We start from the raw sequence: 25,255 nt of genomic DNA, 5'->3' as shown, positions 1-25,255 counted from the left end.
CTGTCGAAAAAGCCTGTTACATGGTTAATAATCACCAGGAATGATAAAAAAATGGGTGTACGTACATAGGTTACGTTCCTTCTCAATAAGTTTGGGTTTCACGTAATCACTTTCGTGTCTTATGGCTCAAAAAGCGCAGAGTCTCGATTATCATTGGGCCAAAACCCTCTACGAACGGCATCCCGTGCTGGCGGCTTTTCGTAAACGAGTGGATGGCTTTTCGACTATGGTTTCGTGCTTGCATGAAGCGTTTGAGCAACGTCGGCAGAGTCGTTATCTGGAACCAGATTTGATTAATCGAATCACTGACTTCTTTATGGCCATAGATCAACTGGATACCAACGCCAGGACAGCCCGTGAGTATTTGGATGAGTGGACGAAAGACGGAATGCTACGTCGGTTTTACGATGATTTACTCCACGATGAGCCATTTTATGAATTAACACCCGATGCTGTTCTGCTGCTACGTTGGTTGCAGGAACTCGATCAGCACGAGTTTGTCGGTACAGAATCGCGGCTACGGGTTTTGTTCGATTTGCTCGAGCAGTTGGCTTACCGGAGTTCGAGTGATAAGGCCACACGCATTGAGCAACTGCGTCGGGAAATTCGAGAACGGGAGGCTGAAATTGAGCGTATTGAACGAGGAGAACTGGATGTTTGGGACGCTACACGAATCCGCGATAATTTTCAATTAGTGCAGGAAACGGCCCGGCGGTTACTGGCCGATTTTCGACAGGTGGAACAGAATTTTCGCCACATAGACCGCGATTTGCGCGATGAAATTCTAACAACATCACTCTCGAAAGGACGTCTTTTGGACAACCTCTTTTCAACAATCGACGAACGAATCTGGGAACGTGACCAGGGCAAAAGTTTTCGGGCGTTTTGGGAGTTGCTCATGAATCAGTCGAAGCAGGATGAATTCGATGCGCTGATGGGGGAAGTTGTTCAATTGCCCGCGCTTCAGGATGCGACAGTGGCGCTACGTGATCTCGGCCGGCTCAAATTCGATTTGCTGGAAGCCGGAGGTAACGTCAACCGAGCGAATGATTTGATCATAAAAAGCTTACGCCGGTTGATTGAGACCAATTTCTTTCGGGAGCATAAACACGTATTGCAGAAGATAGAATCGGTGCTGGAATTGGCTATTCGCGTAAAATCGCAACCGCCCAAAGACCGGGATCTGATGCATATTGATGGTAAGCCACAACTCGATTTCTTCCTGAATCGCCGGTTGTTTCGGCCGCCTACTGTGGCTACTATTCGTTCCGCAACAGTGGATGTCGGTGAACAGGATGCCGACATATCGGCGATTTTGGCTGATGATGATGTTTCGCTGGAGCAACTGGAGATGAATGTAGATCAATTGTTACGTCATCGCCCACAGGTTTCGCTGGCAACCGTACTAACCGAATTTCCTCCTCAGAAAGGACTGGCCGAAATTGTCGGGTACATGACGCTGGCAACGCAGAGCGAAGCACAGCACAAAGCCACCGTTCAGGAGGATGTGCGGGAGGAGATAATCATCGCTACGGACGAGGGATTACGGACACTCCTGTTGCCGAAGATAATTTTTGTTCGATAAATCCTGTCGAAAACCTAAACCACAATGGACATTGCTCAAATTGAAAAAGCACAGGTGCTAGGCGCGCTTTACAAAGGCCCACTGTTTCAACAACAGGACAATCCTGCCCGGGACCGACTCTGGCGTCTGCTGCTGAAACATCAGCATGGGGTTCGCAAACACGTTGCCGAATGGGGGGGCGATCTCGAACTCGATGAAGCGGAAGGTTACGCTCGTCTGATTGAGCTAGACGTGGAAGAAGATATTCGTGATCAACTGCCCACCATTATTGAAAAGCGACAGCTTAACTATCCCACTACGTTGCTGGTCGTCATTCTTCGGAAGCAGTTGATTGAACATCAACGCTTTTCGGTCGAGAATATGCTACGTATAAACCGCGCTGATATCCATGAGCAGTTAACCAATTTTCTGAACGCAGGACAGACCGATGAAGCTAAAATCCGCGACCGAATTGATGAGTCGATCAATACGCTTGAGCGATATGGTTTGCTACGTAGTCTGGGGAGCGAAGGTAATGAATATGAAGTTCGTCGGATTCTCAATTCATTTGTCGATATAGAATTCATCAGCGAGTTTGAAGAAAAACTTCGCCAGTATGCACTCACCTATTTCAAACAAGCTCCCGACCATGACGCCGACTGATACGTTCACCAAAGCAGGCTATCGCCTATGTCGTATGGAAGTATTGAACTGGGGTACGTTCAATAAGAAAGTCTGGCACATTGAACCCAACGGTGACAATGCCTTGCTAACGGGCGACATCGGTGCCGGAAAATCGACGCTAGTGGATGCATTAACCACGTTGCTGGTACGTAATGACCGGATTACGTACAATAAAGCCGCCGGGTCTGATAAGCGGGAACGCAACCTGAAATCGTACGTATTGGGTGCGTTTAAGGGCGAAAAACTGGAAACATCGCATAAAAGCAAAGCGGTTTATCTGCGCGATTCGGCCACGACGCATACCGTTTTGCTTGCTTATTTTACGAATCAACATACCAATCAGGTAGTCACGCTGGCACAGGTATTCTGGTTAACCGACGTAACGGATTCCCCGCATAAGTTTTTCGTCGTTTCGGAGCGGGAACTAACTATTCGGCAGCATTTTACCAGCTTCGATAGTATCCGCGACCTCAAACGACGGTTGAGAGAGCAGAAGGAATGGGTCTATGATACGTTCGAGGATTATTCGACTCGGTTCCGGTCATTGTTGGGCATTCGGAGTGAAGAAGCCCTTGATCTGTTTTATCAGACCATTTCTATGAAGCAGGTGGCGAACCTGACCGACTTTGTACGGGCGCAGATGCTGAGTAAAACCGACATCGACCAAACGATAGACACGGTTATTCGGCGATTTGACGATTTAAACGCAGCCTACGAAGCGGTGCAGCAAGCCCGGCGACAGCTACAACTGCTTGAGCCTGTCACCAGTCGATGGCGGGATTATCAACAACAGGAAACCGCCATTGCTGATCTGGCACAATTGGCCGAGGAGTTGCCTGTCTTTTTCGCGTACCACAAATCCCAGATATATCGGGAAGAATTGGAGGCTTATGATACGTATTATGGCATCGAAGCCGGAAAACGGGATGCATTGGAGCGTGAGGTTGACGATTTACAGGAACGTTTTTATGCGCTTCTGGATCAGCGTAAAAACTCAGAGCCAGGCAAAAGGCTGGAGTCGATAGAACAATCAATAAAGAGTAAGAACAGTATCCGCGCCGAACGTACTGCCAGTGCTAAATTATACCGTGAACGCTGTGAGTTGCTGGAATTACCATTCGTTCTTGATATTGATACGTTTACGACTAATCTGCGGCAGTTGAATTCAGTTGCTGAGCGACTTTCTGAGAAACGTAAAAATTCTGAAAGAGAGCACTATAGCCTGCAAAAGCAACTCGAAAAACTGGCCGGTGAACGTAACGAACTTCAGGAGGAAATTGCGTCGTTAAAACAACGTAAAACGCAGATTCCGGGCGACTGGCTAACGATTCGTCAACGAATTGCTGAAGCCGCCGGATTAATGGAAGCCGACTTGCCATTTGCCGGTGAACTGATTCGGGTAAAGCCGGACGAGTCAGCCTGGGAAGGTGCTATCGAGAATCGGCTGTATGGGCTGGGATTGAGCTTGCTGGTCAGCGATGCCGATTATAGTCGCGTGGCGGAAGTGATGGAACATATTAAGCTGGGGAAACGAGTGGTTTATTACCGAACCATTGGCCATGAGCATCGCTACGTTGATCGAATTTCGACCCAATCGTTGGTGAACAAGCTGGATATTAAAGACGACAGCCCATTTTACGATTGGCTAGATGCCCAGCTTCGGCAGGAACATAATTTGATTTGCTGTGAATCCGTAGAAGAATTTCGCCGGACACCTTACGCCATGACACGGAACGGGCAAGTGAAAATGGGCAAAATGCGGCATGAGAAAGACGACCGCCGTGATCTCAGCAACCGCCGGAACTACGTATTGGGCTGGAGTAACGAAGCGAAAATCAATGCGTTGAGTAATCAATTAACCCAGCTTGACGAACAGTTTGGCCGAACCAGTGCGCAATTTCATGAACAGGAACGTATTCTGAAACAAGTGGGAGAACAGGAACGGGCGGTGGATGATTTACGAAAACAACGCGACTTTTCGGAATTGGACTGGCCTCACACGGCTGCCGAAATTGAACAACTTGAAACGGAGCGACAGAGGTTGACCGAACAGTCATCGGAATTAAGTCGATTGGAACAGGATATCACGAAAACTGAGCAAAAACTTAAAGCGAAAAAGGAAGCGTACAAGAAAAAGGCCGAAGAAGTTGGTGGGCTGAAAAACCAGACGACTGCGCTGGCGCAGAAGCTCTACGACGCACTCGATACGCTGGACGTAGTGAATCAGGATGCCGATTTGCTGGAATCGTTTTTCCGTAGTGACGACGATATTATGGAGCAGTTACCGCTCTGGCTGCAACGACTCAACCGATTGACTATTCCTGATAATCAGCTTTCTGATGCGCACAAAACAGCCATCCAGGAACGTTTGGGCACAACAGATTTGAATGCTGGCAACATCGAACGGAAGGAAGAAGAACTCCGTAAACGATTGACGGGTAAGGATGGCGAAATTGACGATTTGGTTAAAAAGAAAGAACGTACCGGGCAGGACGTCGTGAAAAAAATGCAGCAGTTTTGTAATGCTTTTCCGGTTGAAAGTCGTGATTATGAGGCCATTGCTACGTCTACAGCCGCGCATGACTACGAAGAACTATACCAACGTATCACCGACGATGATTTGCCACGGCATCAGGAGCGTTTCCGGAAAGAACTGAAGGAGGGCACCATCAACAGTATTGTTCATCTGCAAATGCAGCTTGAAAAATCGAAAAAGGACGTAGCGGATAAAATTCAGAAAATCAATGAACGACTGGCCCAAATTACCTACGATCATACACTCGATACGTATATTCGATTAGTGCCCGAACCGGTCACTACGTCCGACATTGTTACGTTCCAGAATGATCTGCGAAACTGCCTGAGCAATACGTCGGGCGACGCCGATAATTATGCCGAACGGAAGTTTACAGATGTTAAACAGATTCTGGACAAACTGATGAGTCAGGATGAAGTAGACCAGCGTTGGCGTAGCAAAGTGACCGACGTCCGGCAGTGGTATTCGTTCGGAGCGATGGAGCATTATAAGGAAACCAACGCCGAAAAAGAATATTATAGTGATTCGTCGGGAAAGTCGGGCGGGCAGAAGGAAAAGCTGGCCTATACGATTCTGGCATCGGCCATTTCGTATCAGTACAACATTAGCTGGGATGGCGCTCCACGCACGTTTCGTCTGGTGGTTATTGACGAAGCCTTTGGACGTGGCTCCAAAGAAAGTACGCGCTATGGCCTGGAATTGTTTGGACGGATGAACCTACAATTGCTGATTGTGACGCCCGGCGAAAAAGTCAACGTCATCCAGCGCTACGTTCAGCATGTGCATTACATCGCCAAAGGAACCGACGAAATGTCGAAGGTGCGCAACCTGACCATTAAAGCGTACCAAGAGGCTAAAGAATTGCACAAAACGGCTTTGTCTGATGATTAGTCCCGATGAAGTTCGCCGAAAAGCCGAACGCTGGTGGTTCGATGTGTTACGTTCCCGGCTGAACGGTACAATCGATAGCTTCTTTCCGAAGGATATTCCACAGATTGGCTTAGACAAAGCCGCCGATAAATTAGCCCGGTTTGTCGCGATTCGGGAAGAGCAGGAAGCCCTGCATCAGCAATCGAAAGCGGTGCGGGGCTCCGGTTATTCGTTGGCATGGACAACGCAGGGAAGTCGGCTAGTTGGTCAAAATGCCTACATCACCCGTATTTATCTCGAAAGCCTGGACGATTTCCTGAAGCTAACGGGAAAAGAAGCTGATTACGATGTTTTCGTACAGACTATCGAACAGATTCAGGCTGTATCGCCCGCATTGCTTACGTTGCTGGAGCAGAAGCCTCAGTTGATCGTTGAACAAGCTACTCAATGGACTGACCTTCTGAACGTAACAGCGTATTTTCTGCGAAATCCCAGGCCGCAGCAATACGTCCGAAGCCTGCCCATTGCCGTCCCGACCAAGTTCATCGAAAACAACCGACCCGTGCTACGTCTGTTGTTAGACCATCTGATTCCCGATCATTTGAACGCCGACGAAACCGATTTTTACAAACGCTTTCACCTGCACGTTGAGGAGCCGATGGTAAAAATTCGGTTTCTGGATGAAGCACTACGTATACACGCTACGTTATCGCACATCAGCGTGTGGTTAAGCGAGTTTCGCGCGTTACGTCTGGCTGGAAGCCGCGTGTTCATCATCGAAAACCTGACCTCTTTCCTGACCTTTCCAAACCAGCCCGACAGCCTCGCCATGTGGGGCGGTGGTTTCGCCGTTACGTTGCTGGGCGGCATATACTGGCTCCACGACAAACAACTCTACTACTGGGGAGATCTGGACGCCCACGGTTTCCTTATTCTGAACCAGTTCCGTCAGCTCTACCCCCAAACGCAATCCCTCCTAATGGACCGCGCTACGTTCGACGCCCACAAACACCTCATCGGCAAAGGCGAAATAACTCCCGTAACGGAACTACCGTATCTAACCGATGAGGAACGTAGCATGTTTCAGCTACTCAACCAAAACGGCTGGCGCATAGAGCAGGAACGATTGGGCGAGGAGTGGGTGAGGGATATTATAAAGTCGAATTTAACGTAGCGCTTCTGCCGTTTTTTCCGAGTATGTATCCAATTGTTCTTCTTCAACAATCTTAACAAATGGTTGATCAGCCAGAAGCTGAATAGCCTGATCGTAAGGCTTATATAGTTGTCGATCTTTTGGGCGAGCGACTAATACATCAAAGCGAGCGTTACGTTGTTCTGCAAATGGCCGCAACACTGTAAACTGCCCTACATTTAGCGTTGCTTTATCTGTAATAGACTGCTCTAGTTTCAAGTCGAAACTCACAGGCTTCACTAAATTAAAGCTCCCATTTTGCCATGCGAACGCAAACTGGTAGGCAAAATTTGTGCCTTCTGGTTTGACAGTGACAGGTCGGTCAAACGCTTCACGCGACAATAAACCGTTGAGCTGACGCTGAAGACGTTTCTGGTATTCTTTCAATAAATAGCCTTCATCATGCCGAACATGGTGTTCGGTCTCCTCATAAAATGAGAGGTAAAGTTTATAAAACTGCTCGCTAATTACCGACAGATCTTCTGTGTACAGAACAGCCGGTTTCAATTCGCCAAATTGCAAAGCGCTACTATCACGAATTAAAATCTCATTATCAATTAGCTGTCTTGGGTGACCGTCGTAGTCGGCGAAAACTTCCGGCTGCTTTGTCAGTTGGTTGGTACGTGCAACAATACCCTTGAAATAGGAACGAATGACCTTTTCAGAGAATTTGGGATAAAGTTTTCGTATGCGGCCTAACCGCTCTGGATGAAGGAATGTAGCGGTGCGCTGCTCAGGGAACAGTAGCAACACGCCAACGTTCAGCACTTCGCCCAGCGACTGGGCGTACCGATATTGCAGGAGGCTATAGTAAAAGACTGAGTTCACGCGATTAATGTTGTTAAGAATTTACAAAACTCTCCAGCACGGGCTTTCGTTTGCAATAAGTGTTCACGAATAACAGAATAATTCCCTGTTTCAATTCCTTCGTGGGCTAATTCTGATGCTACTGTATCCAGCGTAGTGAGCGACAGATTCTCCAAGAAATACTGAAACGTATCAAAAACACTTACCTTTTCGGAGGAGGACATCCGTTTGAGTAACGGATAAAACAAATGCTTATCGTATTGATAATGCCATGCGCTTCGGTCAAAGGAAGGCATCACATAAGCATTTGTTGCAAGCGTATCATTGGCGAAAGGAAATATCTGTTCATGGTCTATCAGAATTATCGTATCATCGTCAATCAGCAGATTGGGCTTGTTACGAGCGCCACCCCGGTCGAGGTTCCAGACTAGACTATCAAACGCAAAGATAGTGCCGATGTCGTAGCTTTTCAATAATGATCGTTGCTGCCTTACATCAATAATCGGAACATCTGTAATTTCTACTGACCCAAATTTCAAACCACTTGCGATGTCACTTAGCCTTAAGCTTTCCCGTTCGGGAAGGTTGTTAATAAACTGATTACCGAACTTTATTAAGGCACAATCAGGTACATACAGATCAAATTCTTGCGCCAGTACGTTGCCGAATACCTCCTTAGCAATTGGGTGAATCTGTAGCGTTTGCTTTTTGGTGAATAGCTTAACTACGTATGAGGCAAGGCTGCCTTGATCATTCACTTGGACAAGCCACGGCTTTGTTGAGCCACCGGAGTGGATCGGATTTAGATAAGAAATGGCTTCGAGTATTTTCAATTGTATCTTACTTCTGATTGTCACAATAGATTATAAGACAAAGAGCTTAATTATCCTTTCCAAGTAGCCCAAACGTCATACTCTTCTCTCGGAGATTCAATTTCTGAATTAATATGTAAAGCTTGTCGATGACCTTGTGAAGCGAAACCAGCAGACTTGGTTTGGTTGATTAACCAACCTGTATCATCAAGCGAATTATATAATATTTCTAGAGGATCTGCCTTCCGATCATTAAGTCCGCCAAAACGAATAATCATTTGAGCCTTTCTTTTTGCCACTGCACCTGAGTTTATCCAAACTTTCTTTAACTGAGCAGCAAACATTTCTGGACTTGTGTGTTCAACTTGGCCATCCATTGAATAATTCACAATAGACTCCCCTCCCAAGAACCACAAGCGAAGCCATTGATCAGGAATATATGTTCTCATGCCATAATAAGGGGGGGAAGTTATTATCCAGCTTATTTTTTTTGAAACTGTCTCAAAGGTTCCACTATCTCGACTATCACCAATAATTATCTGCCCTTTACCACGTGTTACTTCCTCATTAAAGTATCTTTTCGCCCTTTCTTCGATTATAGATAGTACGTTTACGTGTTCAGGTTCAAGATGATTTTTGTTCCAAAAATTAACTGCGTATCCTGGTTTAGGCGCATAAGTCCTTTGGCACTGATTAGAAAAATATGACTTTTTCGTTTTTTGCTTAGGGCCGTGTAAAGCTCCTAAAATAATAGCACGTAGCGCTTTGCGCTCATCCGATTCACAATCATTCAGCAACTCCGTTCTAAGCTTGCAAATTATCCTTAATACCTCAGGATGATATGCCTTATTCCAGAAGTTGCTTTCCGGGATATCTATAGGTATTTGACTGCTAGCAATGATTTTCTTAGCTTCTTTGAGAATAGCTCGCGGATGAGTATTTGCTAATTTAGCTTGAGATATGGCCACTGCTACGGGACTACTGTCAATACCAATAGTACGTAATCCTAACATTCGACCAGCATAAACCGTTGTACCACGACCACAAAAAGGATCTAAAGCCCAGTCTCCTTTTTTTCCTGCTTCTTGGAAAATCTTATAGGGAAAATCCAAAGGAAACATAGTGAAATAAGGGCAGATTCCGTTCAGTAATGCTCTCTTTTCCAGAGATATAGATTTGTGTTCCAATTAATTTTGCTGTTTTGATCGAATGTACTTTGCACTACCGTTTTGGAAAGACTCCCAACCTTTGTTTTGTGGACCAAAAAGCTCATTCATTATTACTGGAATAAATTTAAAGGCTAGAGAGTCTTTCTCAGTTCCATCAATACCTTCTGGCAGCACTTCTACAATAGCGGCTTTTAGTGCGCCCCACGCAATTCCGCTATTAGTCAATTTATCTACAAGCGTGCTATCAAACTGTATCCTTTCAATTGCTCTTGTCTTATAAGCATGTAACGGGTCTATGCCGTTTACCGCTAAACCTGTGGTTGGATCTAATAACTGCTCTTCAAACTTCCTTTTAAGCTGCCGAGCGTAAATCTCAATGGTCGATTGATTGTATTTCGGGTCTCTAAGTTTATGCAATCCCTCAAATGATAGCACTCTTAATGCTACTGGATAAGGTTTACCACCTGATGAACTCCAAAATACGCCTTGCCCGGGTATAGGTTCATTTAGAAGAGAGCTCAATATATCTTGACTAAAGTGAGCATTCGCCTGCTTGATATTATTCAGGTCAGAAGCGGAGAGCAAATGGAAAATGAACCAATTGTCCCCTTGACTAAGAAGTTCGTTGGGGATACTACCTGGCTGTTGAGTAATTAGAACTGCTCCTAAATCATATTTTCGACCCTCTTTAACCCAAGCAATATAGGGTTCTGAACCTGCTTCTCGTCCACCAAGCACAGACTGAGCTTCCTCGACTACTGCTAGAGTTGGTATAGTTTGCGGCTGCGCTTCTGTGTACTGCTCTTGATTATGACTAAATATTTTTCGAAGAATCAAACTTGAAAGAACCAATGATTGTCCTCCGCGCATTTGGGAGATGTCAATAACACAAAGTTTTCCCTCCTTCAAAGCGCTCATAAGCAAATCCATCAACTGGCTACTGCTATCATGAAGCATATTAACTATGGCTGTCATATTACCCCGAGCGGCCAGTGCTTCTAAATCTTGACGCTCTTCCAAATCAAGTATTTGGGCTATTTTATCAAGAGGTGCCTGATTTCTGAACTCATTTATAAGATTTACTAACTCTTCCCATTTGTCGTCTCTTAAAGAGCGTAATTTTCCAACATTCTTTTTGTCCTGCTGATCAGGGCTAAGCGCAATTGATATAACATCACTAGGTTTTAGTCGACGAATATCAAGCTTAATTCCTCCTGCTACGAACGATTGATAGAATGGACTTGGTCCTCTCCGATTAGTGAACACCACTAAGTTATTCTCAATAGCTTCAACGTCGCATAAGCCTGGTCTGCCTTTGTCATCTGGCCAAAAATATTCTCCATCCGGATCAAAAAGTAGAGTTCCTACCGGTACCTTTCGGCCGCCACGTTTTTCAGTAATAGGAGTCTCTTTATATAGCTCGCTGAATAACAGTTTATTTAAATTTGACTTACCAAAACCAGCGCGAGCAAATATGAATGACCTTCGAGAAATTAAGTTACTAACCGGAAACTTTACTAAGATTTCGGGTTCTTTAATTTGCATCCATTTCTCGGGGGTTAGCTTATCACTATTCCCTGAATATATATATTCTCCAAGAGCGTAAAAGCCTAACTCTGCCCCTTCAATGTTATGGCCTGCAATTTCCTGAATAACATCTTTTGATGGGAAAGCAACTGCACTGCCAACATGTGGTAACCGTCTGTGGGAAGCAACAAAAGTAAGTGAGTTAGGAGTGTCGTTTCGAAGAACACCTAGGACTCTGATATCAATTTCATATTTGAGATAGTCTTCTCTCAAATCTTCAGGAACAGGGCGGCCTTCACGCATAGCCCGTATGTTAAACTCTTCTCCTACTCCAGAGGATAATTTGCCTGCTGATGAAAGAGAGGTTATTCGCCCAAGGACCGCTTCTTCTTTTGTTTCTAACTGAACTAAAAGGAACTGGCCGTGCATTGGGATACTTTGAAAGTCGTTTCGATATGGCAAAACTAAATCTGCGTGGAATTCAAGCCCGCCATTGCTAAAGCCTCTGAATACGCCTATAATTTGTTGTGGTGGGAAAAGCTCGAATTTGCTCATTTATGTCTTGTTAACTTCAAATTAATATCGGTGTCGCGATGGATCAGCATCCTGCATTCGAGTAATGTCAATCACTGAGCCTTCATCACCAAGCACACCTCGTAGACCATTAAAAATGTGATCTTGTAATATGTCGTAGTCAAAGTCAACAAGTGCTGCATTTTCGTGGGCTTTTTGAAGACAGAGAGGATAAAAAGGAACAGGAAACCCACTGATAGCATCAGCTAAGAGGAATCCAATGATAGCTGCTGCTTCTGCTACTTGTGGTAAAAATATATCAATGGGCCAAATTGGATCACGAGACCTATTTCCAAATTTGACAAAAAACATTTTACCGCCTACAAACTTGTTAATTTCTCCCGTTCCAGTTGCATTATCATCACCGCGTGCATATTCAGACCATATATAGGCCTTCTCTTCAATCTGCCGGGGAATTTCTACGTAAGCTGGGTAGTCGGTTGTTAATATACGTTCCAGATTCATAGCCAAGCGGTATCTGGTGAGTACTTTGCTATGCTTGGCAAAACCAACAATATAAATTTTGCGACGTTGTTTTTTATGATTTTCTATCCCCTCTTTGATACCATCAAGGTATCGTACGAATAAATCCTTTGCAAAAACCTTACTTCTAAGTAGTCCATCGAACACAATTAATGTGTCTGAGCCAAATTGTTTCTCTCTGACAATATTAAATAGAATAGCCCACTCTACTATCTCCCGATAAACTTGAACCCAAGTAGGACTTACAGGCTCACCGTTGTCATTATCGCTTATCATATGGCTAAGGTTATCTAAACGATTAACGCCTAAATACGCCATCATTTTACCAAGAGCAGTAAGAGGAGTGCCATCATCCAAAAACTGCTTGGCACTTAATTGTGATATCTTAGTAGATGGAGTTATCGCTTCCAGGCAGTACTCATTATTACTCGAATCTACTACTCTGATTAGCTGTATAAGAAATGGATCATACTGAATTTTATTGTTACCACCATCAGTACCAACAAGGGAAATAGCTGTAGTATTTCTTGATTGAATCCGACGTACCCCGCCCTGTAGAGGGCGAATTTCATCTCTTAGTTGATCTAAAAGGCTACGATCTTCTTTTAATCTTTCTGATATTTCGGCACGCAGTTGATTATAACTTTCAGGTTCAATCATGGTGTAGTATCACAATATTGTACTGCCCATAAAAATAGGCTACGTCACTGAGATTGTCAATCATTGATATAATTGGTATGAATAATAGCAAGAAATTCTTGTTGTAAATTTAGAGTGTATCGTTTCCTAGCTAGTTAAGAATCACTTATTTGCTACCTATTGATAAGCCTAACTTATTGAACGTGAGTCCTTTTCTGATATGCGCCAGTTATGATAGGGGTTGATATTAATTTGTGAGCATTGTTTTGTATTTAATGTACATATCGCTACCTAACCTTAAATGGCTACCGTACCTCCCTACGACTTCTCATCCTCGCTCCTCATCGATGATTTTGATACGTTCGTTCGCTATCTGGAACAGAAACCAAATCTGTCGCTAACGGCTGCGGGCGATTTGAAAGCCGTGGATTTATGGGCCATCAATGATCGGGTGAATTACAAAGCTCCTCACTACGTAACGGCCAGGAGTCGCCAGATCGATTATCCGTTGCTGAACTTTCTATATCAGGTTGTTACGTATGGTCGATTGTTTGTTGTTCAGACTGGGAAAGCCAATACGTTGGTGGCAGATGTTGGTCGTGTTGATACGTATCGGCATCTGACACTGGAAGAAAAATATGTATTCCTGCTGGAAACCGCTGCAGCGGCAGTCCGACTGGTGCTACGTCGATTGGGCTATTCTTGACGGTGATGGACGTAGCGGACAAGGAGCTGACTGGTTCCGGGTTGGACTTCGGCAATTGTTACAATTCCCTGTAGGTTCGGCGGTGACGCTGGCGCAGGACTGGAGCCAACGTACTAAACCACTAACGATTTTTGTCGCGCCAATGGCCAATATTCATATCTGGGCAGGGTATTGGTTTGGCTGGTACGATGTGCGTGAAGTAGCCAGAACAAAGCGGGATAAATACAGTCTGGAGGTCGATCAGATAACGCTTTCCGATTGGGGAAACCAATGTCTTACTACGTTGCTAATCGAACGCCCGTTTCGGTATTGGAATAAAAACGCGGGGTAGTACGTCTTTTTTGAAGCGCGCGAAGATGACGTCGAACCTGACGAGAAAATTAACATCAATACGTTTGCCGAGTCGTTACGTAGGCTGCTGAACGAACCGGATTTGCTAAGCCTGTATCCGATCAATCCGAATCCACCAACGGGTGAGTATTGGTTTCAGGTCGAATTATCCAATCACGGGGTGCTACGTGCCATGGCTATCCCCGCTACGTCGACACTAGACGATTTACATGAGATGATTCGGGAATCTATTGATTTTGAGGACGATCATCTTTACAATTTTTACCTGAATTGGCGTAATCCGCTCAATGGTGAAATCTATAGCTCACCCGACGATGATTGGAGCGAGAACCCGTCTGCCGATTCCGTCAAACTCGCGGAGTTGAGTTTATATGAAAAGCAAAAACTGCTCTATATTTTCGATTTGGCCGACCGGTGGGAGTTTCTTATAACGGTTGTCCGACACCTACCCGATGCAATGGTGAGTCAGCCGCGCTTAATTGAAAAAGTGGGAGAATCGCCAGAACAATATGCTGATAACTGGTAAATTGGTCTACAATGCCCGCGCTAAACGCTTCATTCTTACTTCCTCTTGCAAAGCATTCTGGCAGCTGTAGGTAGAGGTGCTGGGCGAAGTTAGCTACCTGTAGTTTTAGAGCCTGAAACCTATTCAACGCGGCAACCAGTAGGCTATCGGCAAATTGACGGCGTTATTTGCCCGTCTAGTAATCGCGAAGGATTAGATAATCGCTGAGCTGCCCCAGAATAAAAGTGTCGAATGTGCCAGGAAAGTGTTTCGATAGGCGAATCACGCGTTAATTAGTGAATAAAAGCCAACGCCGATAACCAGCCCAATCAGCGCACCCGTTCCTACCTCAATTAAGGAGTGTTGTTTGAGAACCAGTCGCGATGCGGCAATCGCTACGGCCAGAATGCCCATGCTCACGCCTAACTATCCAGTCTAATCACCCAGGCCCGAAAAAAGGAGAGTGATGTATGTAGGGATGCTTTGATGAAAAAATTAACGCCATAGGAAATCACCAACAGCAGCAACGTAGTGCCCATCCCGTAACAAAACGAGCGGGGTTGATTGGTCGCGACAAAAATTCCCGTAACCAAAGCGACAAGTCCAATCAGAACCGGATAAAAACCACTACGTTGTTGCCTGTATGATACGTCGAAATTGGTGTACTTTCCCTGCCTGACTTTCTGGTAATTCTGTACGCCAACCGGTAGCATAACGCCACCAATCAGTAAGCCGGAAACGAGTAATGCATTGCGAGCCGAGAGTTGATGAAAAGAAACAGACACAACGAATACCAACAACGTCAGCAACGGATGCCCGATGATTGAGATTCGCTTGGCTAGTTTGTAGAGAAACGAAGATGTTGTCTGCACAGATTTATTGGTATATAGTTACATCAACGACTCTTTAAACTCCGGCCTTACTCTCTTCTTCGATGCCTGTTCATAGTCATAACCCATAGCGAGCAACGGGCCTTCCTGAAATGCACCTGCCATGAAGGATAAGCCGACGGGAAGGCCGTGAACGGTGCCCATTGGGATGGTTATGTGAGAATAGCCTGCCATGGCGGCTGGTGAGCAGAAATAGAAACCTGTATCGTAGTCGCCGTTGATGAGGTCGATGCAACCGGAGGGGCCGATGCTGATGCCCGCTATTGCGTCTAGGTTATGAGTCTTCATCAACTGGTCGATACGTTGGCGAGAACTACGGGTTTTGACTAGGGCATCGGTATATTCTTTGCTGGTCAAATCGCCTTTGGCTTCACTGCTTTCGAGGGTTTCCTGCTTGAAAAACGGCATGGCTTTGGCCGCGTTTTGCTTGTTGAACGCAATCACATCGGCCAGCGATTTCACCCGCGCATTCGCTTTCGAGAGGTAGCGGTTTAGGCCATCTTTAAATTCGTATTGCAGTACGGTAAATTCGGCATTGCCCATCTCCCGAAGTTCTTTTCGTAATTCTACTTCTACGACCGTAGCGCCCTGTTTTTTCAATACGTCGATAGCGGCTTTGTATAACGCCACTACGTCTTCGTGGCCTTCCAGAAATGATTTCTCGATGCCGATACGTTTGCCCGACAGACTATCTGTTTTCAGAAACTCTGTGTAGTCAGTTACGCTTTTGCCCCGGCTTTCGAGCGTAACGGCGTCGGTTGGGTCAACGCCTATTAACGCGCCTAGTAAGATAGCGGCATCAGTTACGCTACGTGCCATTGGTCCGGCGGTGTCCTGCGTTTGTGAGATGGGAATAATGCCGCTACGACTGACGAGCCCCACCGTTGGTTTCAGTCCGACTAGTCCACACATCGACGATGGAGCAATGATGGAACCGTCGGTTTCAGTACCTACGGCAACGGCACACAGATTAGCTGACGTAGCGGAACCGGAGCCCGAACTTGAACCACTGGGACTACGATCCAGAATGTAAGGGTTTCGGGTTTGTCCGCCCCGGCTGCTCCAGCCACTCGTGGAGCGGGTAGAGCGGAAATTGGCCCACTCGCTTAGGTTGGTTTTGCCCAGAATAACCACTCCTGCTTTTCGTAACTGCGTAACCACAAAGGCATCGGTTGTGGCTTTATGCCCGTCCAGCGCCAGCGAGCCTGCCGTGGTCATCATCTGATCGTGGGTGTCGATGTTGTCTTTGATGAGAATCGGAATGCCGTGCATTGGGCCGCGAAGTTTTCCGGCCTTACGTTCCTCATCCATCGTTTTCGCTATCGCCAGCGCATCGGGGTTTACCTCAATCACCGCATTCAGACGTGGACCATTTTTGTCGATAGCGTCGATACGTTCCAGATACAGCTTTGTAATGGCTTCGGAGGTGTACTCGCCCGATTGCATTTTCTGTTGCAGGTCGTTGATCGATAACTCATTAAGTACGAAATCATCCACAAAGGACGTAGCACTGTTCTCCGACTTTTCTGATTGGGGCGACGTACAGGCGGTTGCTAACGACGTAGCAGATACCGAAACAACAGAACTGGTTTTGATAAAACTCCGACGATTCATTTTTCTGACATGATTTACAGGATTATTTTACGGGGAACAGACTTGACGATAAATTGCAAAAATCCTGCTCATCCCGTAAATCCTGTCAGAAAAAATTATACACCAAACTGTGTCAGGTGATGGTCTAAGTGCTTGTAAAACATATTATTCCACTCGTCTTTATTTAATCGCCCGAACGAGTGCGATTCTTTACCATCGAAGTAATCCTCACCCAGTTGCTGTGTGCGCCCGATATAATCGATAAGGCGTTTGCGTTCGGCATTAAAATTTCGCGTGTTGGTAATGAGAAAAACGGGAGCCGTTTTTGTGTTTCGTTTGTAGGAGGCAGGTCCAGTTACAGCCCTCTTGGCAAATGCTTTCAACAACAACTTTACCAGAGCATTAGGCTTAGGATGTTTATTGTCATAAACCATCTCATACGCTACGTTGCAGTGCGCGAGCATCTGGGGCGCATTCATCTTCCCCCAGTTCGGTTGGGTATTGGTTTGCAACTGATTGATTCGCTGAATAATGTTTTCAGAAACGGTCTTTGTAAAAATGTTTGGTAGTGTCATGATATGGTTGATGGTCGGTTACTTGGTAGTGATAAGACGATTTGAAAGAGAAAAAGTGGACAAAACGTTGCCCACTTTTCTGAATTTATGCTAACACTCCCTGAAACAGTCCCAGTCGTTCGCGGAGAACGTAGCTACTGACATCGGGATTCCAGCCGCCCCGGCCGCTCAGCGAAAAAATACGGACATCGGGGGGCAATGTAGCATACCTGTCCAGTGCCTTGAGCCAGACACGCTGGTCGCGATAAGGGGCCAGCAATTGACGGGCCTGGTTGAGTGCGCGGTGTTGTCGGGGCGACCAGATTGGCCGCAGTCGGTAGGCTGCTCCCTGACCGTTGAGAAGGTCAGGGAGAAATTGTGCCGGAATCAGCGGGAGCAGCTCCGCCAGCAAATATATGCCTAGTTCAACATTGAGCATCCGATTGGCAACCATGCCCGGTAACGAATGCCGATAACGAAGGCGAGTGGCCAGCGGCTCCTGCCAACGTAGCAGATTCGTCATGCCGGGCCGAACGGTAAGCGGAGCAGAAGTCAATGCAGTGTTCATTAGTATTGTGTTTTTTATTGTTCGTATCAAATTTCACACCTTCACAACGTAATTATTTTACGTTCTTCTTTTGTTCGCAAGTTTTTTTGAAAAAAAAGTTAGAATTCTTGCGAGCGTAGTTGGGCGATAGACCGGAATAACGGTCGGCAGAGCCAGCAGTAGAAGCGAAACCGGGCGATGAGCGAATGAATAACGCCGAGGTAGACCCTTATCAGCGATCTATAGAGAGAAAATGCGATCCAGATTAGTTGCTTCATCATTTGCATTGTCCACCAGATTATTCCTACGTAGCGTCATGTTTCTATCTGAATGTCAGTACGTAGTAAAGACCAACGTAGCAGCTATTGGGGCAGGATTTTGAGGGTCGGGAAATAGTATACCCGAAACATTCCGTTGTCGTTAACGGCCCAGCCTTGCTGCAGAGCCACTGAGAAAAGACAGTTCGATATGTCTGCCTGATAAGCGCGATAGCCGTTATTGCGGAGGTACTGCTTCACAATGAGTGAGCTAGTGGCACCTTCGGCCAAAATCAACGTAGTAGCGGCCTGACAAACAATAGAGGGCGTTATTTGCTTAAGCGATGCGTTCATATCAGATTTTGATTTTAACCATGTACCGAACCGTACATTGGGCCTGGTTATAGACAATGAATTCGTTTTTGAGCAGACTGACACCCCGTTGGGCAAAAACCGAATCGTAAGTTGGGTCAATACGCTTGAGGGCGTCGCTGTCGAGTTGTTGATAGCGGGCTTCGTGCCGGTTGATTTCCATCTGTTTCCCCACGTGCACTTCATAGATGCCGAGATAGGCTTCTTTTTGCCGTCCGTTTGCCCATACCGATCCGTGTAAAGAGGTGTAATTGAGCGATTTGCTGAACTGGTCGGCGAAGTAGATTCCGTAACCAAACATTTTGCCGTTGATCACCGCATTGGCTGGACGTAGCACCAGTCCTGTCCGCAGAATCGACATCCAGTTTTCGCTCCGGCTGCCGTGCCACAGAAGCTGCGTTTTCTTGTTTTTGGCTTTGCCAACGTAACTATTGAAAGCGGGCTGGGTACCTTTATGGCGAATGCTGAAGGCGGCATCGAACTTGTCGGCATCGGTGCCCATCATTTGCTTGATCAGGTTCACTACGCGCTTATCGGTGACGGGTTCAACCGCCAGATTCATCGAGTCGAGCAGGGTAGGCGCGGGCAGATCGGCGTCGCTTTTCGACTGGTTCAGTTCAACCTGACCCCGCATTACGTCCAACGTATCCTGTTCGCTGGCGAGCTGATCCTGAAGCTTTTGTAACTCATCTGCATTTAGCGGGAGTTGCTCAACCAGGTGCTGATTTACCTTCCCCATCTTGCGGGGAATTACCTTGAAAAGATCCAGCAATTTGCCGTTATACGTAGTCAGGTCGAGCGACAGGCTCAGCGTAGCGGCCAGTTCGTCGAGAAGCTGCTGGGCCGTGTCGACCTGCTTCCGGGTAACCTGCTGAGCTGTAACGACGTAGTTCTGAAAAATAGACTGATTAGCAAACTCCATCAGCCGACTCATCAAGGCACGTACCGCCGTGTTGGGGATGCTGCTGGCATCGGTTGTAGCGGTCTTGTCAGCATACAAATGCGTCTGATCTACGTAGCCTTTGGCAACTTTCTCCCTGAATTTTTTATCCCACTGATTCAGCGAATACGTAGCCACGCTTTTGGTGCCGCCAACGCGTCCGTAATGCACCACAAACGTGTCGTTTTCCTGCTCAAGCATTTCATAATATTTGTTGTTATTCTCGGCCGTCACCATAATCAGCTTCACCATACGTAGCATTTTGGCAGGTGGAGTGGCTGGTATTGGCTGAGGAGTTGGGGCAGGAGGAGCCTGTAAATTTTTTAGAGATAGTGATGGATCAGCGTAATTTCGGACACGTTGAATAAGATTCGAAAGCATAAGAAAAAGGAGCTTGCAGGATTAGTTTGGGCAATATGAGGTACATCATCACCCAAATCGGGCAATGCAGAACGTGGTAGCGTAGTGACAAAAAGTGTCGGTTAATTCACCATCTGACGTAGCGTGATAATCCGATTACGGAAGAAGCCAACGGTTTTTTCGCAGAAACGGCTACGGTCGGCGCTGATGTCATAAGCCTGCAAGCGGTCGGGGATGGTCGTGTAGGCATCGAGCAATGCCGACCAGACGTTACGTTGCTGGATATGGCTCAGCAACAGGCGACCCCGGTTCAAAAGTTTATGTTGTTTAGGTGTCCAGGTAGGGCGATCCAGAAACGACGACGCATCGTCGGTTAATAAATTGGGAAGTGAATCAGGCGAAGCTGTTGGTAGCAACTGCGACAGTAGAAACAGTCCCATTTCAATATCGAGTAATTGCCCGGCCGATAACGTAGCGCGTTTGCTGGTACGGGTTGCCACCGACGTAGCAGACCATTGAGCTGAGGACGTTGACGCTGGAAAAAGCGAGGGCGTAAAGCCAGTTGATCGGTTTGAGTAGGTGTTCATAAGGGTGTTCATTAGTATTGTTATTAAAAATTCACAGAACAAAGTTCTACCGGGTAAAACGTAATCTTTTTACGTTCAACTTTTTTTGTGAAAATTTTTTTCAGATATTTCGCCACAGAGATGCACCAAGATGCATGGAGATACCCAAAGAAAATATAATTCTCACTGGACCTCCCTTAACCCCATGCCCTTTGCCCCAACCCCTGCGCTAGTATGCCCATAACCCGCTCCGCTTTCCAACGCTATCGCCTGATTGATGAGATTATTAGTCGATACCCACGTCAGTATTCCAAGCAGCGTTTGTTCGAGATTTGTCAGGATAAGTGCGGAATTCGATCGATTTCGTCGCTGGAAAAAGATATTCAGCGTCTGCGCGAAGACCACGATGCACCCATCGCTTACGACAAGCGACGTAACGGCTATTACTACACCGATCCGCAATTCCGGCTGCTACGTCTGATGCTCTCGCCCGACGATATGGAAGCGCTCGATTACGCGCGCGAAGTATTAACGGCTACGCAGGGCGCATCCGTAGCGGGTGAACTTGCCAACGCGCTTCAGAAAGTGCGGCAGAGTCTGGATATTATTCGGGAAGTAAAAACCGAAACGCTCACCCGTCGGGTTGTGTACGTAGAAGAGCGGATTCTGGGTGGTAATCGGCAATACGTTCCGGTTTTGATTCGGGCCATCAACCAGAACCGGCAGATTTCGTTTCGCTATACGAAGCACGATAGCACCGAAGTCGATAATAAACTGCGTACGCTTCACCCGATTCTGCTACGTGAAGTGGGCGATAGCTGGTACGTAATCGGGTACGACGAGAAAACGGGTAAAGAACGAACCTTTGGCTTCGACCGTATGCGCGATCTCGAACTCACCGACGACTCTTGTGACGTTCCGCCAACCGTAATGACTAACGTAAGCGAACTGTTTGAGCACATCTATGGAATAACCGATAGTAGCGGGCCTGTCGAAGAAATTCTGCTGTCGTTTACGCCTTTGTTTGGACGCTACGTGAAATCGAAACCAATTCACCAGACGCAGGAAGTGATTCGTGATAATGAAACCGAATGTGTTGTCCGGCTCCGACTGGCGCCCAACCGCGACCTGCTTATGCACCTACGTAGTTATGGCGAACACCTGACTGTATTGCAGCCCGATACTCTGGTACAGGAGATGAAAGAGTCGTTGGCCGCTACGTTAGGACGATACGAATAGCCGGACGTAGCAGCACTTTTTTTGTATTCGCAACCAAGAAATTTTTCGGAAATATTGCGAAACATAGAACTGCTACGTTATTTCTAGACAAAAACAACATTTCGGATAGGAAGAGTGTATTTTCGGTATTTTTAAAAGAACAGCTTGTATAATTAGATGCCCTATTTACGTTGGTTAGTCATCGAATTGTAACACAAGTCTGCATTTTGCGTCTTAAGTACCGTAGCGCAGAAAACCTTCCATTCGCTGAATAGTTAACTTAGCCGTAACATTGCCGCGCCGTATGAATACGCAAATTCGTTTAGCACTCGACCGTACACCTAATACAAATCATACCGGATTTTATGTTGCTCTGGCTAAAGGAGCCTATGAAAAGGCCGGTCTCGACGTCGAATTAATTCTCCCCGATCAGGAAAAGTACCAAATGATGCCCGCTCGGCGCGTAGCGCAAAATGATGCGCATCTGGCCATTACCCCTTCCGAAAGCGTTATCAGTTACCAGACCAACGGTATTCCGCTGATTGCTGTTGCTACGTTACTGGCACGCGATATCAGTGCTATTGTTACGTTGCGTGAAAGTGGTATCACACATCCGAAACAGCTTGATGGTAAAGTGTATGCTTCGTATGGTGCTCGTTATGAGGAAGATATTATTCGGCAACTTATTCAGAATGATGGCGGAAGAGGAAATTTTGTGGGGCACAAAATGCCCTGGGCTGGTATCTGGCGGGCTTTGCTGACTCGCGAAGTAGACGCTGCCTGGTTCTGGCTAACTTGGGAAGGCGTTAAAGCAGATATTGACGGTGTTGACCTGAATCAGTTTCTGTTCGATGAATTCGAAATTCCGTATGGTTATAACCCGGTTTTAACGGCACACCGCGATTGGGCAAATGACAATAAAGAAGCATTAGCCCGTTTTCTGGAAGCTACAGCCGCCGGATTCCGATTTGCGGTGAAAAACCCGGACGAAGCCGCTCGTATTCTGATGAAAACGGCTAACCATTCATCACTAAGTAACCGAAATTTTGTGGAACAGAGCCAGCAAATGGTATCTGGTTATTACATGGACGGCGAAGGCCACTGGGGATTCATGCACAAAGGCGTCTGGATGTCGTTTGTAAACTGGATGATTCGCAATCGAATGCTGACTACCACCGATGGAGAAATAATTCAGCAGATGGACGTTAATACGTTATTCACCAACGAGTTTCTTGAAGGTGTTCCAACTATGGTAAGGCTGTAATACGTTGGCCGATTGCTAGCCAGCGTCTGTATTAAGCCAGACAACCTTCTGTTCAGGTGTATGATCCTGACTTAGAATTGCTTTGTATAAGTCAGGCCGTCGCGCTTTACGGTACCGGTATCCACCTGCTTGCTGAAGTTTCTCTGGTGTGCAGGTCGCTAAAGCTATATCGTTGCCCAGTTGCCGACATTCACCGATAATATCGCCAAATGGGTCGAGAATCATGGAGCAGCCATTTTTAAGCTGGTCGTCGTCCATCCCAATCGGGTTCGAAAATACTACGTAGATACCGTTGTCATAAGCGCGTGCGGGTAACCATTTCATGAGCCAGGCCCGGCCTTTTAAACCATCGAATTCCAGACGTAACGATGTTGAATCATTTTCCCGATTATGCCACAATTGTGGATCGGCGAAACCTGCTCCGGGACGTGTTGATGGTGTCATCATCGTTACGTGCGGCATAAAAAGAATATCGGCACCCAGTAGAGCCGTTGCCCGTACGTTCTCAACGATGTTGTTGTCGTAGCAAATTAAAATGCCACATTTCCAGCCATATAAATCAAATACAACGTATTGATCGCCGGGTAGGAGGTGGGGATTAATGAACGGATGAAGCTTGCGGTACTTAGCAATCAGCCCGTTTTTATCGACGCAGACATACGCTTTAAACAGCCGATTCTGTTCATCCTTTTCAAACAAACCTGCCAGAATCGCAATGTCATTCTCCTTTGCTATCTGAATCAGTTGCTGAATACTTTCACCGTCAGGAATCCGTTCGGCAATGGCCAGCATTTGCGTTTCCGATAAGTTCCGGGCGAATGTATAGCCAGTGATTGAACATTCGTGAAAGGCAATAACCTGAGCTCCCTGTTTAGCGGCCTGAGCTGATAACTCACGAATTACCTGAAGATTATAGGCTTTATCGCCACTGGCATTTTCGAATTGAGCGGTTGCAATTTTAAGGTTTTGCATGAATGGAGAAGATTCTGGGAGAGAAGGACACAAAATTAGCGTACAGAATCTGGCAAACAAGCGGTTATGCTACGTTCGAAAGTTAGCCGCCGATGGTGGCCATTGATTCGCTAACGGGCGTTTCAGTAGTACGTCGGTTTTCGGCTTCGAAGCCGTTTAGCGGGCGATGCGAAAAGGCTTTCTGGAAGGCGGCTATAAGTTCCGTGTCCGAAGCACCCGAACGTAACATGGCCCGAATATCCAGCACGCCATTATCGTACAAACAGGTTTTTAAGGTTCCCTGAGCCGTCAGACGAATACGATTACACGTACCGCAGAACGTCCGGCTAAACGCGGCAATTACCCCAATGGTACCTTGATGGCCGGGAATCTGGTAATCGGAAGCGGTTGAAAACGTTGGATCGGGGAGTTTCTGTAAATCGGGAAAATGCGCCTGAATTTCATCGACGATACGTTTGTGCGTCCAGTGCAGTACTGGATAATGATTTCCTTCGCCATTGAACGGCATTTCCTCAATAAACCGCACATCAACCGGCAGCGAACGGGTTAGTTCGGCAAGCGGCAAAATATCCTGCGTATTCTGCCCGTCCATAACCACGGCGTTGATTTTCGTTTGGATACCCGCTGCCAGCAATGCATCAAGGGTTTTTAGAACAGCAGGCAGTTCATCGCGTCGGGTGATTTTATGAAAACGCTCGCGATCCAGCGTATCCAGACTCAAATTCACTGCCCGAACGCCCATTGCCGCTAAATCCGCTACGTGTGGAGCTGTGAGCACGCCATTGGTAGTTATCGACAAATCGTTCAGTCCATCAATGTCGGCCAACCGATGCAGAAAATTCATTAATCCGGCTCGTACAAACGGCTCACCACCCGTGATACGTACCTTCTGCACGCCCAGTTGTGCCAGCACCCGTACCACGCGCTCCATTTCCTCGTAGGTCAGCACCTGATGTTTGGGCAGGTACTTTATACCTTCTTCGGGCATACAGTAAAAGCACCGCAAATTGCAGCGGTCAGTTACAGCCAGTCGGAGGTACGTAATGGGGCGATTATGATTGTCGTAAATCATCAGTATCGGATTAACACAAAAATACAGATTTTGATTGCAGTAAAACGAGTATTCGTGATCTGGACTTGCAATAGTGTCGTGGCGATTTTTTAGGCGGTCTTTGAGGTTGGGTAAAAATTAACTTTCTGTTGACTGAGTGTACAGTAATGATAACGGCCGCTTCTGGCCAATTCACAATTGGCCAAGCCTGTTTGATACGTATTCCATAGCTATACAATCAGGATAGACCCAC

The 25,255-nt window shown here is 46.5% G+C and carries 24 protein-coding genes; 9 read left to right on the top strand and 15 right to left on the bottom strand.

Going from position 1 to position 25,255, the window contains the following annotated elements; genetic code table 11:
• Nucleotides 1-121 precede the first annotated feature (121 nt).
• From ACYVD4_RS01785 to ACYVD4_RS01770, 4 genes are read left to right on the top strand one after another with little or no spacing between them, the layout of a single operon-like run.
• The gene (locus ACYVD4_RS01785) at nt 122-1,585 is read left to right on the top strand and encodes a DUF3375 domain-containing protein (RefSeq protein ID WP_460941901.1); all 1,464 of its coding nucleotides are present in this window, start codon (nt 122-124) and stop codon (nt 1,583-1,585) included.
• Nucleotides 1,586-1,609: 24 nt separating this feature from the next.
• On the top strand, nt 1,610-2,227 hold the full coding sequence (locus ACYVD4_RS01780) for a DUF4194 domain-containing protein (RefSeq protein ID WP_460941900.1): 618 nt from the start codon (nt 1,610-1,612) through the stop codon (nt 2,225-2,227).
• A complete protein-coding gene (locus ACYVD4_RS01775; RefSeq protein ID WP_460941899.1) occupies nt 2,181-5,675 on the top strand; it encodes an ATP-binding protein in 3,495 nt (1,164 codons plus the stop codon). Before ACYVD4_RS01780 ends, ACYVD4_RS01775 begins: the two co-directional genes overlap by 47 nt.
• Nucleotides 5,668-6,828, top strand: a complete 1,161-nt coding sequence (locus ACYVD4_RS01770; protein ID WP_460941898.1) for a Wadjet anti-phage system protein JetD domain-containing protein — start codon at nt 5,668-5,670, stop codon at nt 6,826-6,828. The genes ACYVD4_RS01775 and ACYVD4_RS01770 overlap by 8 nt, the downstream gene beginning before the upstream one ends.
• On the opposite strand, the gene ACYVD4_RS01765 is transcribed toward ACYVD4_RS01770, so the two are convergent.
• The 5 genes from ACYVD4_RS01765 to ACYVD4_RS01745 are packed head-to-tail and all read right to left on the bottom strand — an operon-like array spanning nt 6,820 to nt 12,877.
• On the bottom strand, nt 6,820-7,674 hold the full coding sequence (locus tag ACYVD4_RS01765; protein ID WP_460941897.1) for a DUF3037 domain-containing protein: 855 nt from the start codon (nt 7,672-7,674) through the stop codon (nt 6,820-6,822). The two genes, ACYVD4_RS01770 and ACYVD4_RS01765, sit on opposite strands and share 9 nt — an antisense overlap.
• Nucleotides 7,671-8,486, bottom strand: a complete 816-nt coding sequence (locus ACYVD4_RS01760; RefSeq protein WP_460941896.1) for a HipA family kinase — start codon at nt 8,484-8,486, stop codon at nt 7,671-7,673. Before ACYVD4_RS01760 ends, ACYVD4_RS01765 begins: the two co-directional genes overlap by 4 nt.
• Before the next feature lie 50 nt (nt 8,487-8,536).
• Nucleotides 8,537-9,652, bottom strand: a complete 1,116-nt coding sequence (locus ACYVD4_RS01755) for a DNA methyltransferase (protein ID WP_460941895.1) — start codon at nt 9,650-9,652, stop codon at nt 8,537-8,539.
• A complete protein-coding gene (locus ACYVD4_RS01750) occupies nt 9,653-11,716 on the bottom strand; it encodes an ATP-binding protein (RefSeq protein ID WP_460941894.1) in 2,064 nt (687 codons plus the stop codon).
• A gap of 21 nt (nt 11,717-11,737) precedes the next feature.
• Nucleotides 11,738-12,877, bottom strand: a complete 1,140-nt coding sequence (locus tag ACYVD4_RS01745) for a hypothetical protein (protein WP_460941893.1) — start codon at nt 12,875-12,877, stop codon at nt 11,738-11,740.
• A 280-nt stretch (nt 12,878-13,157) separates the two neighbouring features.
• On the opposite strand from ACYVD4_RS01745, the gene ACYVD4_RS01740 reads away from it, so the two are divergent.
• From ACYVD4_RS01740 to ACYVD4_RS01730, 3 genes are all read left to right on the top strand, one after another.
• Nucleotides 13,158-13,562, top strand: coding sequence for a hypothetical protein (locus ACYVD4_RS01740; protein ID WP_460941892.1), 405 nt, complete (start codon nt 13,158-13,160; stop codon nt 13,560-13,562).
• Nucleotides 13,495-13,893: a hypothetical protein gene (locus ACYVD4_RS01735; protein WP_460941891.1), complete on the top strand. Its 399-nt coding sequence runs from the start codon at nt 13,495-13,497 to the stop codon at nt 13,891-13,893. Before ACYVD4_RS01740 ends, ACYVD4_RS01735 begins: the two co-directional genes overlap by 68 nt.
• 102 nt (nt 13,894-13,995) lie before the next feature.
• Complete coding sequence (locus tag ACYVD4_RS01730) at nt 13,996-14,439, top strand: IS1096 element passenger TnpR family protein (protein ID WP_460941890.1); 444 nt, start codon at nt 13,996-13,998, stop codon at nt 14,437-14,439.
• A gap of 261 nt (nt 14,440-14,700) precedes the next feature.
• On the opposite strand, the gene ACYVD4_RS01725 is transcribed toward ACYVD4_RS01730, so the two are convergent.
• The 8 genes from ACYVD4_RS01725 to ACYVD4_RS01690 all read right to left on the bottom strand — a co-directional run bounded on the left by ACYVD4_RS01725 (nt 14,701) and on the right by ACYVD4_RS01690 (nt 20,518).
• Nucleotides 14,701-14,838 (bottom strand): hypothetical protein, encoded by a 138-nt coding sequence (locus tag ACYVD4_RS01725; RefSeq protein ID WP_460941889.1) that lies wholly within the window; start codon nt 14,836-14,838, stop codon nt 14,701-14,703.
• A 2-nt stretch (nt 14,839-14,840) separates the two neighbouring features.
• The gene (locus ACYVD4_RS01720; RefSeq protein WP_460941888.1) at nt 14,841-15,290 is read right to left on the bottom strand and encodes a hypothetical protein; all 450 of its coding nucleotides are present in this window, start codon (nt 15,288-15,290) and stop codon (nt 14,841-14,843) included.
• 18 nt (nt 15,291-15,308) lie between these two features.
• Nucleotides 15,309-16,922, bottom strand: coding sequence for an amidase (locus tag ACYVD4_RS01715; RefSeq protein WP_460941887.1), 1,614 nt, complete (start codon nt 16,920-16,922; stop codon nt 15,309-15,311).
• Nucleotides 16,923-17,017: 95 nt separating this feature from the next.
• Nucleotides 17,018-17,476: a DUF1569 domain-containing protein gene (locus tag ACYVD4_RS01710; RefSeq protein WP_460941886.1), complete on the bottom strand. Its 459-nt coding sequence runs from the start codon at nt 17,474-17,476 to the stop codon at nt 17,018-17,020.
• 85 nt (nt 17,477-17,561) lie between these two features.
• Nucleotides 17,562-18,023, bottom strand: a complete 462-nt coding sequence (locus ACYVD4_RS01705; RefSeq protein ID WP_460941885.1) for a pPIWI_RE_Z domain-containing protein — start codon at nt 18,021-18,023, stop codon at nt 17,562-17,564.
• 341 nt (nt 18,024-18,364) lie between these two features.
• Nucleotides 18,365-18,613: a hypothetical protein gene (locus tag ACYVD4_RS01700; RefSeq protein ID WP_460941884.1), complete on the bottom strand. Its 249-nt coding sequence runs from the start codon at nt 18,611-18,613 to the stop codon at nt 18,365-18,367.
• Nucleotide 18,614: 1 nt separating this feature from the next.
• The gene (locus ACYVD4_RS01695) at nt 18,615-19,952 is read right to left on the bottom strand and encodes a WGR domain-containing protein (protein ID WP_460941883.1); all 1,338 of its coding nucleotides are present in this window, start codon (nt 19,950-19,952) and stop codon (nt 18,615-18,617) included.
• Between the two features lie 101 nt (nt 19,953-20,053).
• Nucleotides 20,054-20,518, bottom strand: coding sequence for a pPIWI_RE_Z domain-containing protein (locus ACYVD4_RS01690; RefSeq protein WP_460941882.1), 465 nt, complete (start codon nt 20,516-20,518; stop codon nt 20,054-20,056).
• Between the two features lie 213 nt (nt 20,519-20,731).
• On the opposite strand from ACYVD4_RS01690, the gene ACYVD4_RS01685 reads away from it, so the two are divergent.
• Both ACYVD4_RS01685 and ACYVD4_RS01680 read left to right on the top strand, forming a co-directional pair.
• Nucleotides 20,732-21,736, top strand: a complete 1,005-nt coding sequence (locus ACYVD4_RS01685; protein ID WP_460941881.1) for a helix-turn-helix transcriptional regulator — start codon at nt 20,732-20,734, stop codon at nt 21,734-21,736.
• Nucleotides 21,737-22,019: 283 nt separating this feature from the next.
• The gene (locus ACYVD4_RS01680) at nt 22,020-22,979 is read left to right on the top strand and encodes an ABC transporter substrate-binding protein (protein WP_460941880.1); all 960 of its coding nucleotides are present in this window, start codon (nt 22,020-22,022) and stop codon (nt 22,977-22,979) included.
• 15 nt (nt 22,980-22,994) lie between these two features.
• On the opposite strand, the gene ACYVD4_RS01675 is transcribed toward ACYVD4_RS01680, so the two are convergent.
• Both ACYVD4_RS01675 and moaA read right to left on the bottom strand, forming a co-directional pair.
• Nucleotides 22,995-23,951, bottom strand: coding sequence for a nitrilase family protein (locus ACYVD4_RS01675; protein WP_460941879.1), 957 nt, complete (start codon nt 23,949-23,951; stop codon nt 22,995-22,997).
• 82 nt (nt 23,952-24,033) lie between these two features.
• Complete coding sequence (moaA, locus tag ACYVD4_RS01670; RefSeq protein WP_460941878.1) at nt 24,034-25,023, bottom strand: GTP 3',8-cyclase MoaA; 990 nt, start codon at nt 25,021-25,023, stop codon at nt 24,034-24,036.
• Between the last annotated feature and the right edge of the window lie 232 nt (nt 25,024-25,255).

The sequence above is a fragment of the Spirosoma daeguense genome, from assembly GCF_054776875.1.
This window is presented reverse-complemented; position numbering and strand designations above follow the sequence as displayed.

Bases quoted from the DNA above. Each gene is read 5' to 3' on its own strand.
- ACYVD4_RS01785 (WP_460941901.1), top strand. From the start codon at position 122: ATGGCTCAAAAAGCGCAGAGTCTCGATTATCATTGGGCCAAAACCCTC.
- ACYVD4_RS01780 (WP_460941900.1), top strand. From the start codon at position 1,610: ATGGACATTGCTCAAATTGAAAAAGCACAGGTGCTAGGCGCGCTTTAC.
- ACYVD4_RS01775 (WP_460941899.1), top strand. From the start codon at position 2,181: ATGCACTCACCTATTTCAAACAAGCTCCCGACCATGACGCCGACTGAT.
- ACYVD4_RS01770 (WP_460941898.1), top strand. From the start codon at position 5,668: ATGATTAGTCCCGATGAAGTTCGCCGAAAAGCCGAACGCTGGTGGTTC.
- ACYVD4_RS01750 (WP_460941894.1), bottom strand. From the start codon at position 11,716: ATGAGCAAATTCGAGCTTTTCCCACCACAACAAATTATAGGCGTATTC.
- ACYVD4_RS01745 (WP_460941893.1), bottom strand. From the start codon at position 12,877: ATGATTGAACCTGAAAGTTATAATCAACTGCGTGCCGAAATATCAGAA.
- ACYVD4_RS01740 (WP_460941892.1), top strand. From the start codon at position 13,158: ATGGCTACCGTACCTCCCTACGACTTCTCATCCTCGCTCCTCATCGAT.
- ACYVD4_RS01735 (WP_460941891.1), top strand. From the start codon at position 13,495: ATGTATTCCTGCTGGAAACCGCTGCAGCGGCAGTCCGACTGGTGCTAC.
- ACYVD4_RS01715 (WP_460941887.1), bottom strand. From the start codon at position 16,922: ATGAATCGTCGGAGTTTTATCAAAACCAGTTCTGTTGTTTCGGTATCT.
- ACYVD4_RS01710 (WP_460941886.1), bottom strand. From the start codon at position 17,476: ATGACACTACCAAACATTTTTACAAAGACCGTTTCTGAAAACATTATT.
- ACYVD4_RS01705 (WP_460941885.1), bottom strand. From the start codon at position 18,023: ATGAACACTGCATTGACTTCTGCTCCGCTTACCGTTCGGCCCGGCATG.
- ACYVD4_RS01700 (WP_460941884.1), bottom strand. From the start codon at position 18,613: ATGAACGCATCGCTTAAGCAAATAACGCCCTCTATTGTTTGTCAGGCC.
- ACYVD4_RS01695 (WP_460941883.1), bottom strand. From the start codon at position 19,952: ATGCTTTCGAATCTTATTCAACGTGTCCGAAATTACGCTGATCCATCA.
- ACYVD4_RS01690 (WP_460941882.1), bottom strand. From the start codon at position 20,518: ATGAACACCTACTCAAACCGATCAACTGGCTTTACGCCCTCGCTTTTT.
- ACYVD4_RS01685 (WP_460941881.1), top strand. From the start codon at position 20,732: ATGCCCATAACCCGCTCCGCTTTCCAACGCTATCGCCTGATTGATGAG.
- ACYVD4_RS01680 (WP_460941880.1), top strand. From the start codon at position 22,020: ATGAATACGCAAATTCGTTTAGCACTCGACCGTACACCTAATACAAAT.
- ACYVD4_RS01675 (WP_460941879.1), bottom strand. From the start codon at position 23,951: ATGCAAAACCTTAAAATTGCAACCGCTCAATTCGAAAATGCCAGTGGC.
- moaA (WP_460941878.1), bottom strand. From the start codon at position 25,023: ATGATTTACGACAATCATAATCGCCCCATTACGTACCTCCGACTGGCT.